Annotated in this window: 22 protein-coding genes; 4 read left to right on the forward strand and 18 right to left on the reverse strand. The window is 55.6% G+C overall.

From position 1 onward, the window contains the following. Window positions 1-5 precede the first annotated feature (5 nt). The 15 genes from rnhB to rpsB all read right to left on the reverse strand — a co-directional run bounded on the left by rnhB (window position 6) and on the right by rpsB (window position 15,140). Entirely contained in the window at window positions 6-605 is a 600-nt protein-coding gene (gene rnhB / locus CWM57_RS20755; protein ID WP_012542806.1) for a ribonuclease HII, read from the reverse strand. Next, window positions 602-1,753, reverse strand: a complete 1,152-nt coding sequence (gene lpxB, locus CWM57_RS20760) for a lipid-A-disaccharide synthase (protein WP_100631601.1) — start codon at window positions 1,751-1,753, stop codon at window positions 602-604. The genes rnhB and lpxB overlap by 4 nt, the downstream gene beginning before the upstream one ends. Further along, window positions 1,753-2,541 (reverse strand): acyl-ACP--UDP-N-acetylglucosamine O-acyltransferase, encoded by a 789-nt coding sequence (gene lpxA / locus CWM57_RS20765; RefSeq protein WP_100631602.1) that lies wholly within the window; start codon window positions 2,539-2,541, stop codon window positions 1,753-1,755. Before lpxA ends, lpxB begins: the two co-directional genes overlap by 1 nt. A gap of 3 nt (window positions 2,542-2,544) precedes the next feature. Continuing rightward, window positions 2,545-3,000 carry a 3-hydroxyacyl-ACP dehydratase FabZ gene (fabZ, locus tag CWM57_RS20770; RefSeq protein ID WP_061155698.1) on the reverse strand — a complete coding sequence of 152 codons (456 nt, stop codon included), beginning with the start codon at window positions 2,998-3,000 and terminating at the stop codon, window positions 2,545-2,547. A 105-nt stretch (window positions 3,001-3,105) separates the two neighbouring features. Then, window positions 3,106-4,131 (reverse strand): UDP-3-O-(3-hydroxymyristoyl)glucosamine N-acyltransferase, encoded by a 1,026-nt coding sequence (lpxD, locus tag CWM57_RS20775; protein ID WP_008807350.1) that lies wholly within the window; start codon window positions 4,129-4,131, stop codon window positions 3,106-3,108. 3 nt (window positions 4,132-4,134) lie between these two features. Then, window positions 4,135-4,620: a molecular chaperone Skp gene (gene skp / locus CWM57_RS20780; RefSeq protein WP_061155699.1), complete on the reverse strand. Its 486-nt coding sequence runs from the start codon at window positions 4,618-4,620 to the stop codon at window positions 4,135-4,137. A gap of 121 nt (window positions 4,621-4,741) precedes the next feature. Beyond that, complete coding sequence (gene bamA, locus CWM57_RS20785; RefSeq protein ID WP_061155700.1) at window positions 4,742-7,171, reverse strand: outer membrane protein assembly factor BamA; 2,430 nt, start codon at window positions 7,169-7,171, stop codon at window positions 4,742-4,744. Window positions 7,172-7,202: 31 nt separating this feature from the next. Further along, the gene (gene rseP / locus CWM57_RS20790; protein ID WP_061155701.1) at window positions 7,203-8,555 is read right to left on the reverse strand and encodes a sigma E protease regulator RseP; all 1,353 of its coding nucleotides are present in this window, start codon (window positions 8,553-8,555) and stop codon (window positions 7,203-7,205) included. Window positions 8,556-8,566: 11 nt separating this feature from the next. Beyond that, complete coding sequence (gene cdsA / locus CWM57_RS20795; RefSeq protein WP_061155702.1) at window positions 8,567-9,424, reverse strand: phosphatidate cytidylyltransferase; 858 nt, start codon at window positions 9,422-9,424, stop codon at window positions 8,567-8,569. Window positions 9,425-9,436: 12 nt separating this feature from the next. After that, window positions 9,437-10,195: a (2E,6E)-farnesyl-diphosphate-specific ditrans,polycis-undecaprenyl-diphosphate synthase gene (gene ispU / locus CWM57_RS20800; RefSeq protein WP_012968905.1), complete on the reverse strand. Its 759-nt coding sequence runs from the start codon at window positions 10,193-10,195 to the stop codon at window positions 9,437-9,439. A gap of 237 nt (window positions 10,196-10,432) precedes the next feature. Beyond that, window positions 10,433-11,635: a 1-deoxy-D-xylulose-5-phosphate reductoisomerase gene (ispC, locus tag CWM57_RS20810; RefSeq protein WP_074386829.1), complete on the reverse strand. Its 1,203-nt coding sequence runs from the start codon at window positions 11,633-11,635 to the stop codon at window positions 10,433-10,435. A gap of 227 nt (window positions 11,636-11,862) precedes the next feature. Further along, the gene (gene frr / locus CWM57_RS20815; protein WP_061155704.1) at window positions 11,863-12,420 is read right to left on the reverse strand and encodes a ribosome recycling factor; all 558 of its coding nucleotides are present in this window, start codon (window positions 12,418-12,420) and stop codon (window positions 11,863-11,865) included. A 150-nt stretch (window positions 12,421-12,570) separates the two neighbouring features. Beyond that, window positions 12,571-13,296: a UMP kinase gene (pyrH, locus tag CWM57_RS20820; RefSeq protein WP_004098747.1), complete on the reverse strand. Its 726-nt coding sequence runs from the start codon at window positions 13,294-13,296 to the stop codon at window positions 12,571-12,573. A 147-nt stretch (window positions 13,297-13,443) separates the two neighbouring features. Beyond that, complete coding sequence (gene tsf, locus CWM57_RS20825) at window positions 13,444-14,295, reverse strand: translation elongation factor Ts (RefSeq protein WP_100676322.1); 852 nt, start codon at window positions 14,293-14,295, stop codon at window positions 13,444-13,446. A 119-nt stretch (window positions 14,296-14,414) separates the two neighbouring features. After that, window positions 14,415-15,140 carry a 30S ribosomal protein S2 gene (rpsB, locus tag CWM57_RS20830; RefSeq protein WP_061155705.1) on the reverse strand — a complete coding sequence of 242 codons (726 nt, stop codon included), beginning with the start codon at window positions 15,138-15,140 and terminating at the stop codon, window positions 14,415-14,417. Between the two features lie 322 nt (window positions 15,141-15,462). Here rpsB and map point away from each other — a divergent pair, with 322 nt between their 5' ends. From map to CWM57_RS20850, 4 genes are all read left to right on the forward strand, one after another. Beyond that, entirely contained in the window at window positions 15,463-16,257 is a 795-nt protein-coding gene (gene map / locus CWM57_RS20835) for a type I methionyl aminopeptidase (protein ID WP_004204446.1), read from the forward strand. Window positions 16,258-16,314: 57 nt separating this feature from the next. Continuing rightward, window positions 16,315-18,978 carry a bifunctional uridylyltransferase/uridylyl-removing protein GlnD gene (glnD, locus tag CWM57_RS20840; RefSeq protein WP_074386830.1) on the forward strand — a complete coding sequence of 888 codons (2,664 nt, stop codon included), beginning with the start codon at window positions 16,315-16,317 and terminating at the stop codon, window positions 18,976-18,978. 30 nt (window positions 18,979-19,008) lie between these two features. After that, on the forward strand, window positions 19,009-19,833 hold the full coding sequence (gene dapD / locus CWM57_RS20845; protein WP_002889295.1) for a 2,3,4,5-tetrahydropyridine-2,6-dicarboxylate N-succinyltransferase: 825 nt from the start codon (window positions 19,009-19,011) through the stop codon (window positions 19,831-19,833). Between the two features lie 107 nt (window positions 19,834-19,940). Beyond that, complete coding sequence (locus tag CWM57_RS20850; protein WP_002889292.1) at window positions 19,941-20,327, forward strand: DUF3461 family protein; 387 nt, start codon at window positions 19,941-19,943, stop codon at window positions 20,325-20,327. A gap of 117 nt (window positions 20,328-20,444) precedes the next feature. On the opposite strand, the gene cdaR is transcribed toward CWM57_RS20850, so the two are convergent. The 3 genes from cdaR to dgt all read right to left on the reverse strand — a co-directional run bounded on the left by cdaR (window position 20,445) and on the right by dgt (window position 24,852). Beyond that, entirely contained in the window at window positions 20,445-21,602 is a 1,158-nt protein-coding gene (cdaR, locus tag CWM57_RS20855) for a DNA-binding transcriptional regulator CdaR (protein ID WP_002889289.1), read from the reverse strand. Window positions 21,603-21,769: 167 nt separating this feature from the next. Continuing rightward, window positions 21,770-23,203 carry a serine endoprotease DegP gene (gene degP / locus CWM57_RS20860; RefSeq protein ID WP_008807359.1) on the reverse strand — a complete coding sequence of 478 codons (1,434 nt, stop codon included), beginning with the start codon at window positions 23,201-23,203 and terminating at the stop codon, window positions 21,770-21,772. A 134-nt stretch (window positions 23,204-23,337) separates the two neighbouring features. Continuing rightward, entirely contained in the window at window positions 23,338-24,852 is a 1,515-nt protein-coding gene (dgt, locus tag CWM57_RS20865) for a dGTPase (RefSeq protein ID WP_008807360.1), read from the reverse strand. Window positions 24,853-24,875 lie beyond the last annotated feature (23 nt).

Raw genomic sequence — 24,875 nt, forward strand, 5'->3', positions numbered from 1 at the left:
GTGACTTAGTTGGACGCCAGGCCCAGGGCACGCTTCACCGGGCCAAAACTGCGCCGGTGATGCTCTGTTGCGCCGTGTTCCTGCAGCTTCTGCAGGTGAACAGCGGTGGGATAGCCTTTGTGCTGGGCAAAACCGTAGTGGGGAAATGCGAGATCCAGCGTGGCCATTTCGGCGTCACGAGTGACTTTTGCCAGAATAGACGCTGCGCTGATTTCTGCCACCCGGCTGTCGCCTTTCACCACCGCCAGGGAGGGCATCGGCAGCGACGGACAGCGGTTGCCATCGATCAGGACAAACTCAGGAACAATGCTCAGGCCGGCGACGGCGCGCTGCATCGCCAGCATAGTGGCATGCAGAATATTCAGCTCGTCGATTTCGTGCGGCTCGGCGCGCCCCAGGCTCCAGCACAGCGCTTTCTCTTTAATCTCATCGCACAGCGCCAGACGACGCTTCTCGCTGAGTTTTTTGGAATCATTCAGACCCACAATCGGCTTCGCCGGATCGAGGATCACCGCCGCGGTCACTACCGCGCCAACCAGTGGCCCGCGACCAACTTCATCAACGCCGGCAACCAGATGGGTATGCGGATAGACGAACTCCATCATTGTTTTGCTAACTCCAGTACGGCGTCCGCGGCCTGCTCATCGGCGTTGCAGCGGATCTGCTGATGCAGCGCGCGGAACGTCTCATGCATCTCGTGGCTGGTTTTGCCATCGGCCAGCAGCGGCTTCAGGGCGGCAGCCAGCGCCTGCGGCTCGCATTCATCCTGCAGCAGCTCTTTGACCAGCTCGCGCCCGGCCAGCAGATTCGGCAAGGAGACGTAGTCGGTTTTCACCAGACGCTTTGCCAGCCAGAAGGTGAACGGCTTCATGCGGTAGCCAACCACCATCGGGCACTTCGCCAGCATGCACTCCAGCGCCGCCGTCCCGGAGGCCAGCAGCGCGGCGTCGCTGGCGATCATCGCATCGCGCGCCTGACCATCCAGCATATGCACGATCATATCCGGCGCCGTCTCAGCTTTGATTCGCTCAAACTGCTCCCGTCGTTTGGCATTGACCAGCGGCACCACCACCTGCAGATCGGGATAGGTGACGCGTAACAACTGTGCGGTTTTCAGAAAGTCCGCGCTGAGCATTTCAACTTCCGCGCCGCGGCTGCCGGGCAGCAGCGCCAGACAGCGCACATTGTGCGGGATCCCTAACCGGTCACGCGCAGCGTTCTTGTCGGGATCCAGCGGCATCGCATCCGCCATGGTATGGCCGATAAAGCGGCAAGGGACGTTAAATTTGTCATAAAACGCTTTTTCGAAAGGCAGAAATGCCAGCACCAGATCGGTCGATCTGCCGATTTTGAAAACGCGTTTTTGTCGCCAGGCCCAGACCGACGGGCTGACGTAGTGAATCGTTTTGATGCCCTGCTTTTTCAAATTCCCTTCGAGGGTAATATTGAAGTCAGGGGCGTCGATGCCGACAAAGACATCGGGGCGCAGCTCGCCAAAACGGCGGGTTAAATCGGCGCGAATATGCAGTAAGCGGCGTAAGCGACCTAGCACTTCAACAATGCCCATCACCGCCAGCTCTTCCATTTCGTACCAGGCTTCGCACCCTTCCGCCTGCATCAGCGGCCCCGCCACGCCGACAAAGCGTGCATCAGGGATGCGCGCTTTGAGAGCCCGGATGAGGCCTGCACCAAGAATATCGCCGGAGGTTTCTCCGGCGACCAGGGCAATCGTCAGGGGAGGCGATTCAGCCATTAACGAATCAAGCCGCGAGTGGAACGGGCAAAGAAATCGACAAACGGCTGAACTTCAGGATACTGAGTCGCCAGTTCGGCGATTTCCGGTTTGGCTTCGTCCAGCGTTTTGCCGCTGCGGTACAGCAGTTTATACGCGTTACGAATCGCGGTAATCGCCTCACGGCTAAAGCCACGGCGTTTCAGCCCTTCGATGTTCACGCCAAACGGGGTGGCGTGGTTACCCTGGGCAATCACGAACGGCGGAACGTCCTGCGCCACGCCGGAGCAACCGCCAACCATGACGTGTGCGCCGATGATGCAGAACTGGTGTACTGCAGTCATGCCGCCGATGATGACGAAATCATCCAGAGATACGTGACCGGCCAAGGTTGCGTTATTGGCCAGAATGCAGCGATCGCCAAGCGTACAATCGTGCGCCACGTGGGCGTTGATCATCAGCAGGTTATCGTTGCCCACCTTTGTTAATCCACCGCCCTGTACTGTGCCGCGATGAATGGTGACGCTTTCGCGGATGCGGTTGCGATCGCCAATTTCCACCCGGGTCGGTTCGCCAGCATATTTCAGATCCTGGTTAACTTCGCCGACGGAAGCGAACTGATAGATCTCATTGTCACGGCCGATTTTGGTGTGGCCGTTAACGACGACATGAGACTTCAGTACGGTGCCTTCGCCAATTTCGACGTTAGCGCCAACAATACAAAACGGACCAATGTGAACGTTAGCGCCAATGACGGCGCCTTCTTCTACAATGGCGGTAGGATGAACAAAAGCGGTTTTATCAATCACGTATCAGGCCTCCCGGCTACGCGCACACATCATCGTCGCTTCGCAAACCACTTTACCGTCAACCATCGCGACGCCCTTAAAGCGGGTCAGGCCACGACGGGTTTTCTCGAAAGTGACTTCCATAATCATCTGATCGCCTGGTACTACCGGACGTTTGAAGCGCGCTTCGTCGATGCCCGCGAAATAGTACAGCTCGCCTGGCTCCAGTTTCCCGACGCTTTTAAATGCCAGAATCCCGGTGGCCTGCGCCATCGCTTCCAGAATCAGCACGCCCGGCAAAATCGGCTTACCAGGGAAGTGACCCTGGAAAAACGGCTCGTTTACAGAAACATTTTTTACTGCGCGCAGAAAACGACCTTCTTCAAAATCCAGCACGCGGTCTACCAGCAGGAACGGGTAACGGTGAGGCAGAAGTTCCAGAATCTCTTCAATGTGCAGAGTATGAGTGTCAGTAGTCAAAATACTCTTCCTGTCTAAATGTACTAAAAGGCAATAATAACACGGCCTGCGGCAATCTTTTAGCGAATGCAACAGGCCGGAAATGTCATGTGACCAAATGATGAATTAGTCTTGTTGATTAACCTTGCGCTCAATCGCTTTCAGGCGCTTGCTCATCTCGTCAATATTCATCACCAGCGCCGCAGTTTTACGCCACGCCTTGTTCGGCTGCAGCGGAATACCGGAGGAGTATACGCCAGGTTCAGAAATAGGACGCATAACCATCCCCATCCCCGTGACGGTGACTTTATCGCAGATTTCCATATGGCCATTAATCACGCTGGCGCCGCCAATCATGCAGTAGCGGCCAATTTTCAGGCTTCCGGCCATGATAACACCGCCGGCAACCGCGGTATTGTCGCCAATCACCACGTTATGCGCAATCTGACACTGATTATCGATAATGACGCCATTACCGATAAGGGTGTCATCCAGCGCGCCGCGATCGATAGTGGTACAGGCGCCGATCTCCACGCGATCGCCAATAATAACGCGACCAAGCTGCGGGATCTTTACCCAGTTGCCACGATCGTTAGCGTAGCCGAAGCCATCCGCGCCGATCACCGTGCTGGACTGGATCAGGCAATTCTCGCCGATCTCAATCTCATGGTAAATGGTCACATTGGCCCACAAACGCGAGCCGGCACCAATTTTCGTATTTTTCCCAACGAAGCAGCCTGCGCCGATCACCACGTTATCGCCCAGCACAACACCGGATTCGATAACGGCGTTAGCACCGATCGCCACGTTGTTACCCAGCTTCGCCGACGGATCGATAACCGCGCTCGGCGCGATATCCTGTGCCGGCTGCGGCGTGGTATCAAGAATTTGAGCCATGCGCGCGTAGGTCAGGTAGGGATTACGCACTACCAGCGCGGCGCTATGGGCAAAAGGCAAATCATCCTGCGTCATGACAACGGCAGAAGCCTGACAAGCGGCCAGGTGTTCACGGTACTTAGGGTTGACCATGAAAGTGATTTGGCCCGTTTTCGCGCTCTGCATGGACGCAACGCCGGTGATGACGATATCGCCATCACCGTGTAATTCTGCATCCAACTGCTGCGCGAGATCAGCCAGTCGAATTGAAGGCATTACTTATTTAACCTGTTTCAGCACATCAGCGGTGATGTCTTTTACATCGCCGCTGTTGTATGCAACGGCATTTGCGTCAACCACCAGATCGATGCTCTGATCTTTCGCTACGCTCTGTACAGCAGTCTGGATGCGGGTAACCAGTTTGCCACGCTCTTCGTTAGAACGACGTGCGCGATCTTGCTCAAATGCCTGCGCTTTCTGGGAGAAGCTCTGGCGCTGAGCCATCACGTCTTTTTCCAGTTTGGTACGATCGGCGCCCGGCTTCATGGACTGCAGACGCTGCATTTTAGACTGCAGGTCGCCTTCCATACGCTGCAGTTCGCTAGCGCGGCCTTTGAACTCGTTTTCCAGCGTGTTGGAAACGCCAGTTTTCTGGGCAACCTGTTGGAACAGGCTGTTCATGTTCACCAGGGCAATTTTATCTGCCGCCTGAGCGGAAGTAACCATTGCCAAACCCAGACCTGCAGCTAATAACCACTTTTTCACAATAAACTCCTTACCATCCCATGAGTACCCAGGGGTACCGTTATTTGCGTGGCGAGGCGATAAACGCGTTATCGCCTACAGTCAGCGCTATACTGCACTTGCATTCCGTTGCCACCTACAATTACCAGGTTTTACCAATGTTAAACTGGAACTGTTCGGCTTTGTCTCCATCGTACTTTTTGAACGGTTGGGCGTAGGAGAAGACCAACGGCCCCAACGGCGACATCCACTGCACGGCAATACCCGCAGACATACGGATGTTGCTCGGATCACTGTAATCCGGATAGCCGCCATAGGCGTTCGAATCCCAGTGAGTATCCCATACGGTACCCATATCCCAGAAGAAGGAAGTACGGACCGAGTTCGCATATTTGTCACTAATAAACGGTGTCGGGGTAATCAGCTCCAGGCTGGCCACCGCCATCGCGTTACCGCCCACCGCATCATCAGATTTACACGGTGCGGATTCGGTGCTCTTACAGTCATTGGTATAACCGCTATCGCCATCATGACGGCTGCTCGACGGGAAGTATACCGCCTTCGGACCGATGGTGTTCGACTGGAAACCACGCACGGTGCTGGAACCACCGGCATAGAAGTTCTCATAGAACGGCATCTCTTTGCCGCCGATACCATCGCCATAGCCAAAGCGGGTACGCCCCAGCACTACCCACTGGTGATCGTTGTCGATCGGCACGTAGGTCGCCGTATCCAGCGTCGCTTTGTAGTATTCGTTGTCTGAGCCCGGAATGGTCACCTTACCGTTCAGGTTGACGCGCGAACCTTCCGTTGGGAAGAAGCCGCGGTCAAGCTTGTTATAGGTCCAACCGTAGTTGAAGGTGAAGTCATTCGCACTGAACGAGTTCCGGTCGTTGGTGTTGTCCGGATACTGGCCCATCGAGTTCAGGTAACGCCACATCGCCACCTGCGGCTGCATATTGGACAGGGAGTTATGGACATAACCGACACCGGCGCGCAGCGTATTGTATTCGTTGACCGGGAAGCCCAGCGTGACGTCTGTACCATAGCTTTTGTTGGTATAGTCAGACAGATCCGCATCGTTCGCATCAAAGTCATTATAGAAGATACGACCGCCGAGGCTCACACCGTCTACGGTGAAGTACGGGTTGGTCACCGACAGTTCGGTATAGGTCTGGTAGTCATTTTTGGTGCCGTTGATCCCGACAGCATAACCCGTACCTAACCAGTTATCCTGCTGGACGCCCGCCTGGAAGCTGACGCCGCTTTCGGTACCGTAGCCGATGCCGAAGTTGAAGCTACCGGTATTACGCTCTTTCACCTTGTAGACAACGTCGACCTGGTCCGGGCTGCCCGGCACGCGCTGGGTATCGGTATCCACCGTTTCGAAGAAGCCTAAACGGTTGAGACGGTCTTTACCCTGATCGACGAGATCGCTCCCCAGCCATGCGCCTTCCATCTGGCGCATTTCGCGGCGCAGTACGGCATCTTTGGAGGTGTCGTTGCCTTCGAAGCGAATTTTACGCACGTAATAGCGGTTACCCGCATCGACGTTGACGTGCAGTTTGACGGTCTTATCGCTGTCGTTGATTTCCGGCTGCGACTGAACGCGCGGGTAGGCGTAACCATAACGACCCAACAGTTTCTTGATGTCGTTTTCCATCTTGGTTACTTTCGCGCCGTTGTACAGTTCGCCCGGCTCGACTTTGGTCAGCGCTTCGATTTCGGCCGAATGGCCCGCGAGATCGCCCGTTACCTGCACCCCGGAAAGCTTGTACTGATCGCCTTCGGTGATGTTGACGGTAATGTAGATCCCTTTCTTGTCCGGCGTCAGGCTAACCTGAGTAGAATCGATGTTGAAACGGGCATAACCGCGATCCAGATAGTAGCTGCGCAGGGTTTCAAGGTCGCCCGCCAGCTTCTGCTTCTGGTATTTACGGTCGCCGACCACGTTCCACCACGGTACCTCATCGCGCAGCTGGAAGTGGGAGATCAGTTCATCGGTCGAAAACGCATGGTTGCCGACGATATTGATCTGCTGAATTTTTGCGGAGACGCCTTCCTGGAAGACCAGCTTCAGATCGACACGGTTACGCGGCAGCGGCGTCACAACCGCTTTGACGCTGGCGCTGTATTTACCGACGCTGTAGTAGAAATCCTCAAGACCCTTCTCGATATCCGCGATGGTCGTGCGGTCAAGCGACTCGCCCACCCGAACACCAGAAGCCTCAAGGTTCTGCTTGAGCATGTCATCTTTCACCGACTTGTTGCCGGAGAAGGTGATGCTGGCGATCGTCGGACGCTCTTTCACCTGCACCAGCAGGGTATCACCGTCGCGCAGGACGCGGACGTCCTCGAAGTTGCCAGTGGCAAACAGCGCGCGAATAGTGTTACTGATATCATCGTCGGTCACCGTATCGCCAGGACGCACTGGCATACTGAGGAGGGCCGCACCAACAGCGACACGCTGCAAGCCTTCGAAATGAATGTCCTTCACCACGAACCCTTCAGCACCGTATACAGTCGCGCTGCTAAACAGCAGCGACGCTATGAGCAACTTTTTCATCGCCATCGTTATTATGCGTTCTTCCTAACAAACTCTCTTATAACCGAGAGAAATCATTGAAAAGTGCAAGCCCCATTAACAGCACCAGCAGTATTGAGCCAATGCGATAACTAAAGTCTTGAACTCGCTCGGATACCGGCCCGCCCTTCAGCTTTTCGATCGCTAAAAACAGCAGATGTCCCCCATCCAGTACGGGCAGTGGGAACAGGTTGATGATTCCGAGGTTCACGCTAATCAGCGCAAGGAACATCAGATAATAAATCAACCCAAACTCCGCTGACATTCCAGCCCCCTGAGCGATAGAGATCGGCCCACTGAGGTTGTTCAGTTTGACATCACCGGTTATCAATTTACCCAGCATCCTGACCGTCAGTGACATCAGCTGCCAGGTTTTATCCGTGGCTTCAGCGATGGCGGCAAACGGTCCGTACTGACGTACTGTCTTGTATTCCTCAGGTAGCGGGATGACCTTTGGCACCACCCCTGCGAACCCTTCTGCCTTACCTTTTACCGTTTTCGCATCCGGCGTCAGGGTTAACGGCAGCGCACTCCCCTGCCGTTCAATCTCCAGCGCCAGCGCTTTGCCCGGATTATCTCGCACCAGATTAACAAACGTCATCCACTGCGTTAACGGTTGACCATCGACTTTAACGATCCGGTCGCCCGCTTGCAAACCCGCTTTCTGGGCCGCCGAGCCCGCCTGGACTTCCGCCAGCACCGTATCAATCTGCGCGCTGCGCGGCTGGATCCCCAGCGAGGTCACGGGATCTTGCTTGTCTGGCTCAAACGCCCAGTGCCGCAGATCGACGATTTTATCCTGGCGCTGATTGGTCCCGAAAGGGGCGACGGTAAGTATTGTTTGCGAGTTGCCGATTTTGGCCACCAGCTGCATACGCACCGCATCCCAATCAGGCGTTTCGATACCATCTATCGCTTTAAGTTCCGTTCCTTTTGCAATTTGTGCTTGCGCGGCAACCGAATTGGGCGTTATTTCACCCACCACCGGCCGCACGCCGGGAACGCCGATGATAAAGACCAGCCAGTAGGCAAAGATTGCGAAAAGGAAGTTAGCGATGGGGCCTGCGGCAATCACCGCCGCACGCTGGCCGACGGTTTTATTGTTGAAAGCGTAGTGGCGCATCTCCGGCGCTACCGCCTCGACGCGCTCGTCCAGCATCTTGACGTAGCCGCCCAGCGGGATCAAAGCAATGACGAACTCCGTGCCCTGCTTATCCATCCGCCGCCACAGCGCTTTGCCAAAGCCAATAGAAAAACGCTCAACCCGGATGCCGCAGCGGCGCGCCACCCAAAAATGGCCAAACTCATGCACCGTAATCAGTACGCCAAGCGCAATGATAAAAGCTGCCAGATTCCAGAGCACGCTCAGCATATAACCTTCCGTCAAATCGTCCTGAAGACCAACAGTAGCAAACAGGCGAAGACCGGTACCGCCGCCGTCAGGCTGTCGATACGATCGAGAATACCGCCGTGTCCGGGAATCAAGTGCCCGCTATCCTTAATGCCGGCCTCGCGCTTAAACATACTTTCCGTCAGGTCGCCCAGCACGGAAGCCAGGGCCGCCACCACGGAACAGACCAGTAGCACCGTCGGCGTGACGTCAAGATGCGCCCACACCCCGTAAGCCCAGGAGATCACGGCCGCCGTCAGCAAACCGCCAAAAAAACCCTGCCAGGTTTTTCCCGGTGAAACCTTCGGCGCCAGCTTATGCTTGCCGAACATTTTGCCAAACATGTAGGCGCCCGAGTCGGCACCCCAGACCAGGATCATGACGTACAGCAGCCACACCGCGCCGCTATAGTGATTATCGGTATAGTGCCAGGCGCGCAGCGCCAACATGCCCCAGAAAAACGGGACGATGGTCAATATGCCGAAGATAAGGCGCAGCACTTTGGAATGGCGCCAGAATGCCGCCGACGCCGGGTACGATAACACCAGTAACAGGGCGACGATCCACCAGGCGAACGAGGCCCATAGTGAACCTTCGACCATCGGTTGATGAACGTCATAATGGTATTCAGGCAGCAGAAAAAGCATGGCAGCCAGCAGAAGGCCGCACAGCACCGCCAGCCAGACCCGCTGCGACGTTGAGTTGAAACCGCTCAGTTGCCCCCACTCCCACGCGGCGAGCATACAGACCACGAGGGTCACGATAGCAAACCCCATCGGCGGCAATAAGAACAGCGCCGCAATGACGACGGGAATTAAGACGAAAGCAGATATCAGGCGATACTTCAGCAAAAGTGACCCCCATCAGGCATGACTGCCACCCGGCTCAGTGCCGCCGAAACGACGCTCTCGATTAACAAAGGCATGGAGTGCACCTTCAAAGTCCTGTTCAGCAAAATCGGGCCAAAGAACATCCGTAAAGTAAAGTTCGGCATAGGCAATTTGCCAAATCAAAAAGTTACTTATTCGGTGCTCTCCCCCGGTCCTAATAACTAAATCAACGGGAGCCAGTTCATGCATGCAGACCTGCTGACTCAGCATCTCTTCCGTGATCTCTTCAGGCAGCAGCGTCCCGTCCTGCACTTGTTTGGCCAGCAGACGAACGCCCTGGGTAATATCCCAGCGACCACCGTAATTTGCCGCAATGTTCAGCGTTAAGCCGGTATTGTTTGCGGTCAACGCTTCCGCTTTGCGGATGCGTTCCTGCAGGCGTGCATTGAAGCGCGTGGTGTCGCCAATCACCCGCAAACGCACATTGTGTCGGTGCAGACTTTTGACTTCGCTATCCAGCGCCCAGACGAACAGTTCCATCAGCGCGCTGACTTCCTGAGCCGGACGATTCCAGTTTTCGCTGCTGAACGCGTATAACGTTAACGCCTCAATTCCATTATTCGCCGCAAAGGAGACCGCACGACGCACGGATTTCGCACCGGCCTTGTGCCCGAAAGCGCGAATTTTACCTTGCCGTTTCGCCCAACGGCCGTTGCCATCCATAATAATGGCGACATGACGGCAGCCATGTGTTGGCGATATTTCGCTGACAGTTTGATTAGCAGACAACATCACGCGTTTTAAGTCCATAATAAGGATTAACTAGCCACCAAACAGAGGCCACCGGGCCGCGCTGGATACGCATTTTTATCCGATGCCGGGGCTGCAGCCAATCGCAGAGAACAACCAAAAGCTTTACGCAAAAAAGCCGTGTTTTGCCACGGCCACCGTAATCTTTAACAACAAAATGCAACGATCGGGTGGCGCAGACTATATCACCGAAGCCTTTCGCCCACAAATACCACCGCGTTACGCCTGCGCGCCCAAACGCTTCAGCTGCTGGTGAGCTACCGCACGAGCGTCAGCGTCGATAACCAGAACGTCATCAATGCTTTGCGGCTCCTGCAGGTTCATCTTATCCAGCACCGCCAGATTCACCGCCGCAATATCGGTAAAGCGGATATCGCCATGCAGAAACGCGGCAACCGACTCTTCATTGGCCGCATTCAGCGCCGTAGTGGCCGCCTGGCCGACATCAAACGCGTCCATCGCCAGCTTCAGGCAAGGATACCGAGTGTAGTCCGGCGCGGAGAAGCTCAGGTTGCTCAGCTGGCAGAAGTCCAGCGGTTTGGCCCCGGAGGTCAGGCGCTGTGGCCAGCCCATGGTATGGGCAATCGGCGTGCGCATATCCGGCTCCCCAAGCTGGGCCAGCACGCTGCCGTCCTGATAGCGAACCATCGAGTGGATCACCGACTGCGGGTGGATCAGCACTTCCATCTGCTGCGCCGAGGCATTGAACAGCCAGCGCGCTTCAATATACTCCAGACCTTTGTTCATCATCGTGGCTGAGTCGACGGAGATCTTACGTCCCATTGACCAGTTTGGATGGCGGCAGGCCTGATCCGGGGTCATCGCCGACAGTTCAGCCACGTCCGTCTCGCGGAAAGGGCCTCCTGAACCGGTCAACAGAATCGACGAAACGCCATTCTGGGTGAGGTCAGCGTATCCCAGATGCTGTTGAATTGTCTCCGGCATACTCTGAAAAATAGCGTTATGTTCGCTATCGACCGGCAGCAATCGCGCCCCCGACCGCTGAACGGCCTCCATGAACAAGCGACCGCAGGTCACCAGCGATTCTTTATTCGCCAACAACACCGTTTTCCCGGCGCGGATCGCCGCCAGCGTCGGCACCAGTCCCGCCGCGCCGACGATAGCCGCCATCACCTGATCGACTTCATCCAGCGCCGCGACCTCAGCTGCCGCCTGCTGGCCGCTCAACACCTCGGTACGGCAGCCATGCTCATGCAGACGGGTGCGCAACCGCTCAGCGCTTTGCGCATCATCCATCACCGCGAAGCGAGGGGTAAATTCCAGGCATTGTTCAACCATGCGGTCAACGTTTTTCCCCGCGACCAGCGCGGCGACGGAAAAGCAACCAGGGTTATGGCGTACCACGTCCAGCGTGCTACAGCCAATGGATCCGGTCGAACCGAGAACGGTTAATTGCTTCATGAGACGTCCAGAAGAAAGGAAACAGAATAAAAAGCAAAACGCCGCCAGCAAGCCCCTACGCGACAACTATCGGGGATAAGACGGCGGCATCAGGCCTTCAACTTAGCGCTAAAGGCTACAAGGCCAGCCGTCTCAACGCAATCCCGAGAATTGAGCGTACAGTCTTCTGTACGGCGTTTCAGATTTTACTCAGGCCAGGAAGTGTCGGCCCGAGCAACAGCAGAGCATCAGAACTGCATCAGTTCCGCTTCTTTATCTGCCAGCGCCGCGTCAACTTTCTTGATGGCGGCGTCAGTCATTTTCTGCACGTCGTCCTGAGAACGGCGATCGTCATCTTCGCTGATCTCTTTCTCTTTGAGCAGAGCTTTAACTTTGTCGTTCGCATCACGGCGAACGTTACGCACGGCGACACGCGCCTGCTCCGCTTCGCCACGCACGATCTTGGTCAGATCTTTACGACGTTCTTCGGTCAGCGGCGGCAGCGGAACACGAATATCGCTGCCGGCAGAGCTTGGGTTCAAACCGAGGTCGGACGCCATGATTGCTTTTTCAACGGCCGGGCTCATGGAGCGGTCAAAGACGTTGATTTTCAGCGTACGGGAGTCTTCTACCGTAACGCTGGCCAGCTGGCGCAGCGGGGTCGGGGTACCGTAGTATTCAACAATAATCCCGTCCAGCAGGCTCGGAGAAGCACGACCCGTGCGAATTTTGCTGATTTGGTTTTTGAATGCTTCAACGCATTTTTCCATGCGGATTTCAGCATCTTTTCTGATATCGCTAATCACGTTACGAATCCTTGAAAGCTTGTCTCAGTCAGACCAGACGGGACACCCGTCGGAAAATGAGCTAAGTATAGTCAGATTTAATGAAAATCACCGGGCAATATCCCCGCGAAAGTAAAGCGGAATATTACCCGGATTTGGCGCTGACGGGAATTATTCCGTGATCAATGTGCCTTCTTTTTCGCCCATGACCACGCGACGCAGGGCGCCAGGTTTGTTCATGTTGAAGACGCGAATCGGCAATTTGTGGTCACGCGCCAGGGTGAAGGCCGCCAGATCCATGACTTTCAGCTCTTTATCCAGCACTTCGCTGTAGGTCAGCTGATCGTACATGGTGGCAGAAGGATCTTTTGCCGGATCCGCGGTAAACACACCGTCAACCTTGGTCGCTTTCAGCACCACGTCGGCTTCAATTTCAATACCACGCAGGCAGGCTGCGGAGTCGGTGGTAAAGAACGGGTTGCCGGTACCCGCGGAGAGGATCACCACGCGGTTGTTGCGCAGCAGGCTGATCGCCTCTGCCCAGCTGTAGTTGTCGCACACGCCGTTCAGCGGGATGGCGGACATCAGACGAGCGTTCACATAGGCGCGGTGGAGCGCATCACGCATTGCGAGGCCGTTCATGACCGTTGCCAGCATGCCCATGTGGTCGCCCACAACGCGGTTCATACCCGCTTTCGCCAGACCAGCACCACGGAACAGGTTACCGCCACCAATTACTACGCCAACCTGAATACCCAGCTCAACCAGCTCTTTGATCTCCTGAGCCATGCGGTCAAGTATGCTTGCATCAATACCGAAGCCTTCTGAGCCCTGCAGCGCTTCGCCACTTAATTTCAGCAGAATACGTTTGTAGACGGGTTTTGCATTGGTAGCCATGTTTCTTTCCTGAGACTGTCAACGAATGAGATATGAGAATTCTGGCGACATTGTATGTCGCATTTCAGCGCGGTCACTATACGCAGTTGGCTGAATTTACAAAATGGGCGCAAAAAGAAGCCGCCCTCAGGCGGCTCCTTGTAAAAATTAAGACTGCTTGGACATCGCAGCAACTTCTGCTGCAAAGTCAGTCTCAACTTTCTCGATGCCTTCGCCCACTTCAAAGCGGATGAAGCCAGTCACGTCAGCATTATGCTCTTTCAGCAGCTGACCAACAGATTTGCTCGGCTCCATAACGAAAGGCTGACCCGTCAGAGAAACTTCGCCGGTGAATTTCTTCATGCGGCCTTCAACCATTTTCTCTGCGATTTCTTTCGGCTTACCAGACTGCATCGCGATGTCCAGCTGAACCTGGTACTCTTTTTCTACGACTTCAGCAGACACGTCTTCCGGCTTAACGAATTCCGGCTTGCTTGCTGCAACGTGCATTGCCAGCTGCTTAACCAGCTCTGCGTCAGCGCCTTTAGCGGCAACCAGAACGCCGATGCGCGCACCGTGCTGGTAGCTACCCAGAACGTCGCCTTCCAGAACAGCGATACGACGGATGTTGATGTTCTCACCGATTTTAGCAACCAGCGCAACACGTTCTTCTTCGAACTGCGCTTTCAGAACTTCAACGTCGGAGATTTTACCAGCAACAGCTGCGTCCAGTACTTTGTCAGCAAATGCCTGGAAACCACCATCTTTAGCAACGAAGTCAGTCTGGCAGTTAACTTCCAGAATGTAACCGTAGTTGCCTTCGATTTTGGTTTTGATCACGCCGTCAGCAGCCACGTTGCCTGCTTTCTTCGCCGCTTTGATCGCGCCGGATTTACGCATGTTTTCGATTGCCAGCTCGATGTCGCCATTCGCTTCAGTCAGCGCTTTTTTGCAATCCATCATGCCTGCGCCAGTACGTTCGCGCAGCTCTTTTACCAGGGAAGCGGTAATTTCAGCCATTCTAAAATCCTCGGGAGATGTGGATACTGCCCGGCCAGCGGCCAAACAGCGTAAATTGAAAAAAGGGGCCTGTAATGGGCCCCTATTCATACACGGTACTAATAAGGGCTTAAACCTTATTATTCAGCTTCTACGAAGCTTTCTTCCGCCTGAGAAGCCAGGTCCTGAGAGCGACCTTCACGAACGGTAGCAGCAACAGCGCCCAGGTACAGGGTCACTGCGCGGATTGCATCGTCGTTACCCGGGATAACGAAGTCTACGCCGTCCGGATCAGAGTTGGTATCAACGATAGCAAATACCGGGATACCCAGGTTGTTTGCTTCTTTGATAGCGATGTGCTCGTGGTCAGCGTCGATAACGAACAGTGCGTCCGGCAGGCCGCCCATGTCTTTGATACCGCCCAGGCTGTTTTCCAGCTTGTCCAGCTCACGAGTGCGCATCAGCGCTTCTTTCTTGGTCAGCTTCTCGAAAGTACCGTCCTGGGACTGAGTTTCCAGGTCTTTCAGACGTTTGATGGACTGACGAACGGTTTTCCAGTTAGTCAGCATACCGCCCAGCCAGCGATGGTTCACGAAGAACTGGTCGCAGCTGTTAGCAGCTTCTTTTACCGCTTCGCTTGCAGCGCGCTTAGTACCAACGAACAGGATCTTGCCTTTACGGGCAGAGATTTTGTTCAGCTCAGCCAGAGCTTCGTTGAACATCGGTACCGTTTTCTCAAGGTTGATGATGTGAACTTTGTTACGCGCGCCGAAGATGAAAGGCTTCATTTTCGGGTTCCAGTAACGGGTCTGGTGACCAAAGTGAACACCAGCCTTGAGCATGTCGCGCATGGAAACAGTTGCCATGTTTAAAACCTCTATAGATTAAATTGGGGTTATGCCTCCACGTATCCCATATTACCGACCCCGAAGGGCACCCCGGAATATGTGCCGATACGTGTGTGTTATTTACACAATATGAGTATGTCGCTTACGTCCATCCTTGTGTATCTGAGATGGAACGGAAGTCCGGCGCGCTTTATACCACAAAATCAATCCAGACACCAACTCTTGTTGACGTCACGTGCTGTTAATGATTCTCAATTTGGCACCAGCCTGCCCGGACTGTTACCATTGGCAGGACTTACTCTATTATTGTCGAAAATATCGACACTGCTGGACATACTCCATGGCTATCTCTATCAAGACATCTGAAGACATTGAAAAAATGCGCGTTGCCGGCCGCCTGGCCGCTGAAGTGCTGGAAATGATCGAACCCTGGGTTAAACCGGGCGTCAGCACCGGCGAACTGGACCGCATCTGTAACGACTATATCGTTAACGAGCAGAAGGCCATTTCCGCCTGCCTCGGCTATCACGGCTATCCGAAATCCGTCTGCATTTCCGTCAACGAAGTGGTCTGCCACGGTATTCCTGACGACGGCAAACTGCTGAAAGATGGCGATATCGTTAACATCGACGTGACGGTCATTAAAGATGATTTCCATGGCGACACCTCCAAAATGTTTATCGTCGGTAAACCGACGATTCTCGGTGAGCGCCTGTGCCGCATCACTCAGGAAAGCCTGTATCTGGCGCTGAAAATGGTGAAGCCGGGGATCAACCTGCGCACCATCGGCGCGGCGATCCAGAAATACGTTGAAGCCGAAGGTTTTTCCGTGGTGCGCGAATACTGTGGCCACGGTATCGGCCGCGGCTTCCATGAAGAGCCGCAGGTGCTGCACTACGACTCACCAGAAACCAACGTTGTGCTTAAACCCGGCATGACCTTCACCATCGAGCCGATGGTCAACGCCGGTAAAAAAGAGATCCGCAGCATGAAAGACGGCTGGACGGTGAAAACTAAAGACCGGAGCTTGTCTGCGCAGTACGAGCATACTATTGTGGTGACAGACAACGGCTGCGAAATTCTGACGCTACGCAAGGATGACACCATCCCGGCGATAATCTCGCACGATGAATGATGAAAAGCCGGCGCCCGCCGGCTTTTTTATTAGATAGTTTCTTCTTATGGTGACGCGATGAGCAACTCATTACCTGACACAGCCTCCCCTCTTCTGCCCGTCCCGCCGGAACATCCGGTGAGCTGGCCGCAGGGCGATCTGAACTGTGCTGCAATTAAGGCGCACATCGATACCTTCCAGCACTGGCTGGGCGAGGCGTTTGACTCCGGCATCGCCGCGGAGCAGCTCATTGCGGCGCGCACCGAATTTATCGACCAGCTGCTGCAGCGGTTGTGGATCGCCTGCGGCTTTGAATCCGTCTGCGATCTGGCGCTGGTCGCCGTCGGCGGCTATGGCCGCGGCGAGCTGCATCCGCTCTCTGACGTCGACCTGCTGATCCTCAGCCGCAAAAAGCTGCCGGACGACCAGGCGCAAAAGGTCGGCGAACTGCTGACGCTGCTGTGGGACGTCAAGCTGGAGGTGGGCCACAGCGTACGTACCCTCGAAGAGTGTCTGCTCGAAGGCCTCTCGGATCTCACCGTCGCCACTAACTTGATTGAATCGCGCCTGCTGATCGGCGACGTCGCGCTGTTCCTTGAGCTACAAAAACATATTTTTAGCGACGGCTTCTGGCCATCGGAAAAGTTCTTCGCCGCCAAGGTCGAAGAACAGAACGTCCGTCATCAACGCTATCACGGCACCAGCTATAACCTGGAGCCGGACGTGAAAAGCAGCCCCGGCGGCCTGCGCGACATCCATACGCTACAGTGGGTAGCTCGCCGCCATTTTGGCGCCACCTCGATGGATGAGATGGTCGGCTTCGGCTTTCTGACCGAAGCCGAGCGCAATGAGCTCAACGAGTGCCTGCACCAGCTGTGGCGCATCCGTTTCGCGCTGCATCTCGAGCTCACGCGCTATGACAACCGCCTGCTTTTCGACCGTCAGCTCAGCGTCGCCCGCCGGCTCGGCTACGAAGGCGACGGCAACCAGCCGATTGAGCATATGATGAAGGACTTCTTCCGCGTCACCCGCCGGGTGAGCGAGCTGAACCAGATGCTGCTTCAGCTGTTTGAAGAGGCTATTCTCGCCCTGACCGAGGATGAAAAACCGCGCCCGATAGACGATGACTTCCAGCTGCGCGGCACCCTTATTGATCTGCGTGACGACACGCTGTTTATTCGCGAACCGCAGGCCATTCTGCGCATGTTTTATATGATGGTACGCAACAGCACCATCACCGGCATCTACTCCACGACGTTGCGCCATCTGCGCCATGCCCGGCGCCATCTGACCCAGCCGCTGTGCTATATCCCGGAGGCGCGTACGCTCTTTCTCAGCATGCTACGCCATCAGGGGGCGGTAAGCCGCGGACTGCTGCCGATGCATCGCCACAGCGTGCTGTGGGCCTATATGCCGCAGTGGTCACATATCGTCGGCCAGATGCAGTTTGATCTGTTTCACGCCTACACCGTCGATGAACACACCATCCGCGTGATGCTGAAGCTGGAGAGCTTTGCCAAAGAAGAAACCCGCAGCCGCCACCCGCTGTGCGTGGAGTTGTGGCCGCGCTTAACGCACCCGGAGCTGATTTTAATCGCCGCCCTGTTCCACGACATTGCGAAAGGGCGTGGCGGCGACCACTCGATCCTCGGCGCGCAGGATGTGCTGAAGTTTGCCGAGCTACATGGGCTAAACTCCCGCGAAACGCAGCTGGTCGCCTGGCTGGTGCGTCACCATCTGCTGATGTCGGTCACCGCCCAACGGCGCGACATTCAGGATCCGGAGGTGATTAAGCAGTTCGCCGAGGAAGTGCAAACGGAAAATCGCCTGCGCTATCTGGTGTGCCTGACCGTCGCCGATATCTGCGCCACCAACGAAACGCTGTGGAACAGCTGGAAGCAGAGCCTGCTGCGCGAACTCTATTTCGCTACCGAGAAGCAGCTGCGTCGCGGCATGCAAAGCACCCCGGATATGCGCGAACGGGTGCGTCATCATCAGCTGCAGGCGCTGGCCCTGCTGCGGATGGACAATATTAATGAAGAGGCGCTGCATCAGATCTGGAACCGCTGCCGCGCCAACTATTTCGTGCGGCATACGCCGACGCAGCTCGCCTGGCACGCCCGCAACCTGCTGCGCCACGATCTGAATAAGCCGATGATCCTGCTGAGCTCTCAGGCCACCCGCGGCGGTACGGAGATTTTCATCTGGAGCCCGGATCGCCCTTATCTGTTTGCCGCGGTGTGCGGCGAGCTGGACCGCCGCAACCTCAGCGTCCATGACGCGCAGATCTTCACCACCCGCGACGGCATGGCGATGGATACCTTTATTGTCCTCGAACCCGACGGCAGCCCGCTTTCCGCTGATCGCCACGACGCGATTCGCCACGGTCTTGAACAGACGATAACTCAGCGCAGCTGGGAGCCTCCGGCCCCGCGTCGCCAGGCGGCAAAACTGCGTCACTTCTCTGTGCCGACCGAGGTGAATTTTCTGCCAACACACACCGACCGAAAATCGTTTCTGGAGCTGATTGCGCTCGATCAGCCTGGGCTGCTCGCCCGCGTCGGACAGGTGTTCGCCGACCTCGGTATTTCGCTTCACGGGGCGCGAATTACGACAATTGGTGAGCGAGTAGAAGATTTATTTATAATCGCCACCGCCGACCGGCGTGGCCTTAATAATGAGCTACAACAAGAAGTGCAACAACGGTTGACAGAGGCCCTCAATCCAAACGATAAAGGGTGACGTATTTTTTTTAGTGAATGGAAAGAAACAATGCAGCAGTTACAGAACGTTATTGAGTCCGCCTTCGAGCGTCGCGCCGACATCACGCCGGCCAATGTGGATACCGTGACCCGCGAAGCGGTAAACCAGGTTATCGCCCTTCTGGATTCCGGCGCGCTGCGCGTCGCTGAGAAGATCGATGGTCAGTGGGTGACGCATCAATGGCTGAAGAAAGCGGTACTGCTCTCTTTCCGTATTAACGATAACCAGGTTATCGATGGTGCGGAAAGCCGCTACTTCGATAAAGTACCGATGAAATTCGCTGACTACGACGAAGCGCGTTTCCAGAAAGAAGGTTTCCGTGTGGTGCCGCCGGCAGCGGTGCGCCAGGGCGCATTCATCGCCCGCAACACCGTGCTGATGCCGTCCTACGTTAACATCGGCGCCTACGTTGACGAAGGCACCATGGTTGACACCTGGGCTACCGTCGGCTCCTGCGCGCAGATCGGTAAAAACGTTCACCTGTCCGGCGGTGTCGGCATCGGTGGCGTACTGGAGCCGCTGCAGGCGAACCCGACCATCATCGAAGACAACTGCTTTATCGGCGCGCGCTCTGAAGTGGTTGAAGGGGTGATTGTTGAAGAAGGCTCCGTGATCTCCATGGGCGTCTACCTGGGTCAGAGCACCAAAATCTACGATCGCGAAACCGGTGAAGTCTTCTACGGCCGCGTACCGGCTGGCTCGGTGGTCGTGTCAGGCAACCTGCCGTCGAAAGATGGTAAATACAGCCTGTACTGCGCGGTAATCGTTAAGAAAGTCGATGCCAAAACCCGCGGCAAAGTCGGCATTAACGAACTGCTGCGCACCATCGACTAAAGCAAATAAAAAGCGGGAGATATCCCGCTTTTTTTATATTTGATGCTGGCGAAAATGGATTTTTTCGTTAATTATTCAATGGTTATGATGCTATCAAAGGTACCGTTATGTACGATAATCTGAAAAGTCTTGGCATTACCAACCCTGATGAAATCGATCGCTATAGCCTGCGGCAGGAAGCTAACAACGACATCCTGAAAATCTATTTTCAGAAAGACAAAGGCGAATTCTTCGCCAAGAGCGTGAAGTTCAAATACCCGCGTCAGCGCAAAACCGTCGTCGCCGACGGCGTCGGCCAGGGCTACAAAGAGGTCCAGGAGATCAGTCCGAACCTGCGCTACGTCATCGATGAACTGGATCAGATCTGTCAGCGCGATCGCACTGAAATCGATCTCAAGCGTAAAATCCTCGACGACTTACGCCATCTGGAAAGTGTGGTCACCAACAAGATCAGCGAAATCGAAGCCGATCTGGAAAAGCTCACCCGTAAGTAACAGCGTTCCCGGCGGCGCACTGCCTGACCGGGCAAACGATATAATCTGCCGCTTACGCCATGCATCCTCCAGGCCGGGTAAGGCGAAACCGCCTCCCGGCATTTTTATCTCAATACCCTATCGTTGTTCATCCAGCTGCAGGGCAATATAGAGCAGCAGCCGATCGTCAAAGCTGCCGAGATCCAGACCGGTCAGTTCCGAGATACGGTTTAACCGATACTCCAGGGTATTGCGATGAATAAACAGCGCTTTTGACGTCGCCAGCGGCTGCACGTTATGGCGAAACCACGCCTGCAGCGTACGTCGCAGCAAACCGTTGTTATCCATTGCCTTCAGACGCGCCAGTGGACGAGCCAGTTCATTAGCCTGCCAGCCGCCGCGCAGGCTGTCGAGCAGCACCGGCAGCATCAGATCCTGATAGAAATAGCTGCGGCTCTCCGGCATCCTCTGCTTACCCACCATCATTGTCGTCCGTGCGGTACGGTAAGAACGGGCGATGCTCCCGGGGCCGGTGAAGAAGTTGCCCAGCGCCACGCGAAAGCGGAGCTGGCCATTCTCTTTCATCCTGGCGATAAGCTGCTCGACGCGGCGGACGTGATCGTCGGCATCCCAGCGACCAAAGCTGTTCAGCGCCGGTTTCAGCACCACCATTTCCGTGAGTGACACAATGGCCACCAGGTTATTGCGATCGGGGGTGGTCAGCGCGTTCTGCAACTGCTGCAATTCAGCCATCGCACTGTCCACACCGAGCTGGCCGCTGTCAACCTCAATCATCGCCACCACCCGCGGCTGATTGAGATCGATACCTAACCGCTGAGCCCATTCGTTCAGCGCCGGGGTATGCTCTTCCGCCTGAATCAGGTTCATCACCAGCTCTTCGCGCAGTCGGCTGTCCTGCGCCAGGAGATGCATCAGCCGCGACTGCTCCAGCATCATCTCTGCCGTCATGCACACCAGCTCGCCATATTTTCGTAACGATTCAGGCTCGCCCGTCAGGCCGATCACCCCGACGATTTCACCTTCGAGACGCAGCGGCAGGTTGATCCCCTGGCGCACTCCGTGCAGATGGCGAGCGACCGCGTCGTCGATATCCACTACCCGCCCCTGGGAGAGCACCAGCAGCGCGCCTTCGTGCAATTCACCAATCCTTTCGCGATCGCCGCTGCCGATAATCCGCCCGCGGGCATCCATCACGTTGATGTTGGTATCGATGATGCGCATCGTCCGCGCCACAATATCCTGCGCCATTTTGGTATCAAGATGCCAGCCAGCCATGTAATCCTCCCCTATGCAGGGGACCAGCATAAAAGAGTCATCGCCCTGCTGCATTGTGCATATGCCCGAAGGCGGGGCGAGATATGTGGAGTTGTGGAAGCGGTCACAGAACGAAAAAAAGCCCCTGCCCTCGACGAGGGAAGGGGCTATGGTGCTCGCGCTGACGATTACTGCAACAGCAGGTAGATAGAGGCGTCGCCGCGCTGAATGTTCAGCGCCAGTACTGACGGTTTGGCGTCGAAGATTTTCCGCAGATCGGCGATATTTTTCACCGGCTGCTGGTTCGCCCCGACAATAATATCGCCTTTCTTGAGGCCAATCTGCGCCGCCGGAGTACCGGCTTTCACATTATTGACCACCACGCCCTTGTCCTGACCCTTGTTGCTCATTTCCGCCCCTTCAATCCCGTTGAAGATGGTGCTGGAATCAACCTGGGTCTGGTTGCTCTGCTGCAGTTCGACGGTAACGGTGACCGGTTTGCCGTCGCGCAGCAGGCCAAGCTCAACTTTGCTACCGATAGGCATAGTGCCGACCTGAGCACGCAGCGCGGCGAAGCTGCTGATCGCCTTGCCGTTGAGGGTAGTGATCACGTCGCCGGCTTTAATACCCGCTTTCGCCGCAGCCGAACCTGGCATCACCTGGCTGACGAAGGCGCCGCGCTGGGCGTCGACTTTCATCGCTTTCGCCAGTTCAGAGTTCAGTTCGGTACCCATGATGCCGAGCTCACCGCGTTTCACCTGGCCATATTTCACCATCTGCTCGGTCAGGTTTTTCACCATGTTGCTCGGGATAGCAAAACCGATACCGATGTTGCCGCCGTCCGGCGCCAGGATGGCGGTGTTAATGCCGATCAGCTCACCGTTGAGGTTCACCAGCGCACCGCCGGAGTTCCCGCGGTTAATCGCCGCATCGGTCTGGATAAAGTTTTCGTAGTTTTCCACGTTCAGGCCGCTACGGCCCAGCGCGGAGACAATCCCGGAGGTCACGGTTTCGCCCAGACCGAACGGGTTACCGATAGCCACGGTGTAGTCGCCAACGCGCAGCGCGTCAGAATCAGCCAGCTTAATCGCCGTCAGGTTTTTCGGATCCTGAATCTGAATCAGCGCGATATCGGAGCGCGGATCTTTGCCCACGACTTTGGCATCAAACTTACGGCCATCGCTCAGTTGAACCTTAATCGTGGTGGCGTTGTCCACAACGTGGTTGTTGGTCACCACATACCCTTTGGCCGCATCAATGATGACGCCGGAGCCCAGCGCCATAAATTTCTGCTGCTGGCCGCCGTCAGGCTGACCGCCCTGTCCACCGCCCTGGCAAAACGGTGAACTTTGGAAAGGAGAACCATCCTGGCAGAACGGCGAGTTATCGCCAAAGAACTGCTGGAAGTTACGCGGCATCCGTGGGGTATTAACGGTGGTGCTACCTTCAACGTTAATGCTCACCACCGATGGCATCACCTTCTCCAGCATCGGGGCCAGGCTTGGCATCTGCTGCGCATTAGTCGCCGAAGATGCCGTTTCTGCCGCGCTCGCAGAGAGCGGGGACAACGCCAGACCTAAACTCAGAGCCAGTGCACTCATTGCTAACGTGGTTTTTTTCATCAGTTTCAATCTCAATATCAGATAACGAAAGTTGCTGTGTACGTGACTATCAGAGTCATTTTATAGCGCTAAGTTCCGGAATTAAGTTTCTGGAAAAAGTAAAAATTTATTGTCCATCTTTACAAAACTCCAGCCTATTCCACCGCCATCAATCGCCGATATTCATCCCACGCATACAAATCCGTCATTCCGCTGATATAATCCTGGATCAGACGGCAGCGATAATAGTATTCCATCAGCGCAAATTCGGGCGCCGTGCGCACCAGCTTATTTACTGCTTCAACATAGGCCAGCCGGTGACGGGTTGAAAGTTTCTGATACAGCCGGGAGGCAATGGGTAACCGCCGTACCCGCTCCTGCGCCACTAATTCGCTGAAATCCTCCAGAGATAATTTCAGCAGCGGCTGATAGATATCCAGCAGGCCGCTAATCACCCGGTAGCCCTGCAATTCCAGCTGCTCGACATCCGGATGGCTAAAGACCTGTTTCATCGCTACATTTTTATAGAGTTCCAGCAGCTGGCTGCAATCGCTATCGTCCTCGAGCAGCGCATGATTAAAGTCGCCAGTGAAGATGGCCGGCAGGTTATCAATAAATCGGCGCGCCGCGTAGGGCACCAGCTTATTCAGCGTGTTTACCCGCAAATACATAAAGAACTGATCTTCCGCGCTCTGTCGCAGGTAATTAGCTCGCGATTTTTCCCAGGCATTTTCCACCACCTGAGAGAATAACGATCCTTTTTCATGGTTGCCCCAGGCATCGTAAAGATGCTGATAAAGCTGCTCGGCGCTGAAAATACGTTTTTCAACCGCGTCCTCGAGATCCGCGACGCAATATGAGATGTCATCCGCGGCCTCCATAATCCAGGTTAATGGGAATCGATTGTAAGGTGCCAGATCCAGTTCTTTACGCAGGCGCGCGACATACTCTTCTTCGGCTAAATAATAGCCAGGCTTCTTCATTAAATAACTGTGACTGGCTGGCGTCGCTTCGAACCACCACGCCGGTCGGGTATATTTCAGGATACAGCCCACCTGCGCCCAGGTCAGATTCATCCGCATCAGCGTGTGGACCAGACGAATCCCCTGCGCGTTGCCCTCAAAGCTGCAGAGATCCTGGCGCACTTTGCGCCGCAGCGCATTCAGCGCCGTTTCCCCTTCATGCAGGCGTAACGCCTGCACCTCGCAGCGATCGTCGGTCAACGGCTGGCCGAGCGCATCGCCGGGGGCCAGACGCTGGCGAAACCAGTCGTTAATCGCCGCCTCGCCAAAGTGGCCAAACGGCGGGTTGCCAATGTCGTGCATCAGGCAGGCCATCTCTACCACGCTCTCGAATGGCCCGGTCAGCTCTTCAAGACCATACTCTTCCAGCAGCTTCTGCTCTTTCAGCCGGCTCAGCACCTCTTTGGCGATATAGCGCCCCACCTGCTGCACCTCCAGCGAGTGGGTCAGGCGAGTACGGACCGCCGCGTTGCGCTCCAGCGGGAAGACCTGGGTTTTTTGCTGTAGGCGGCGGATGGCCGGCGAGTTGACGATCCGCCCGCGATCGCTTTCGAAGATCCGCAGGATGTCGCGCTCCGTCTCCACCCGCGGCGGCGAACGGAAGCGTCGACGCCAGTTTATCTTGTTGCGAAAATCAATCTTTGCCATAGCCTCTCCCGCGCGAGCAATAC

Source organism: Klebsiella sp. G-Nf4 (assembly GCF_002810615.1).
GTDB classification, from domain to species: domain Bacteria; phylum Pseudomonadota; class Gammaproteobacteria; order Enterobacterales; family Enterobacteriaceae; genus Klebsiella; species Klebsiella variicola.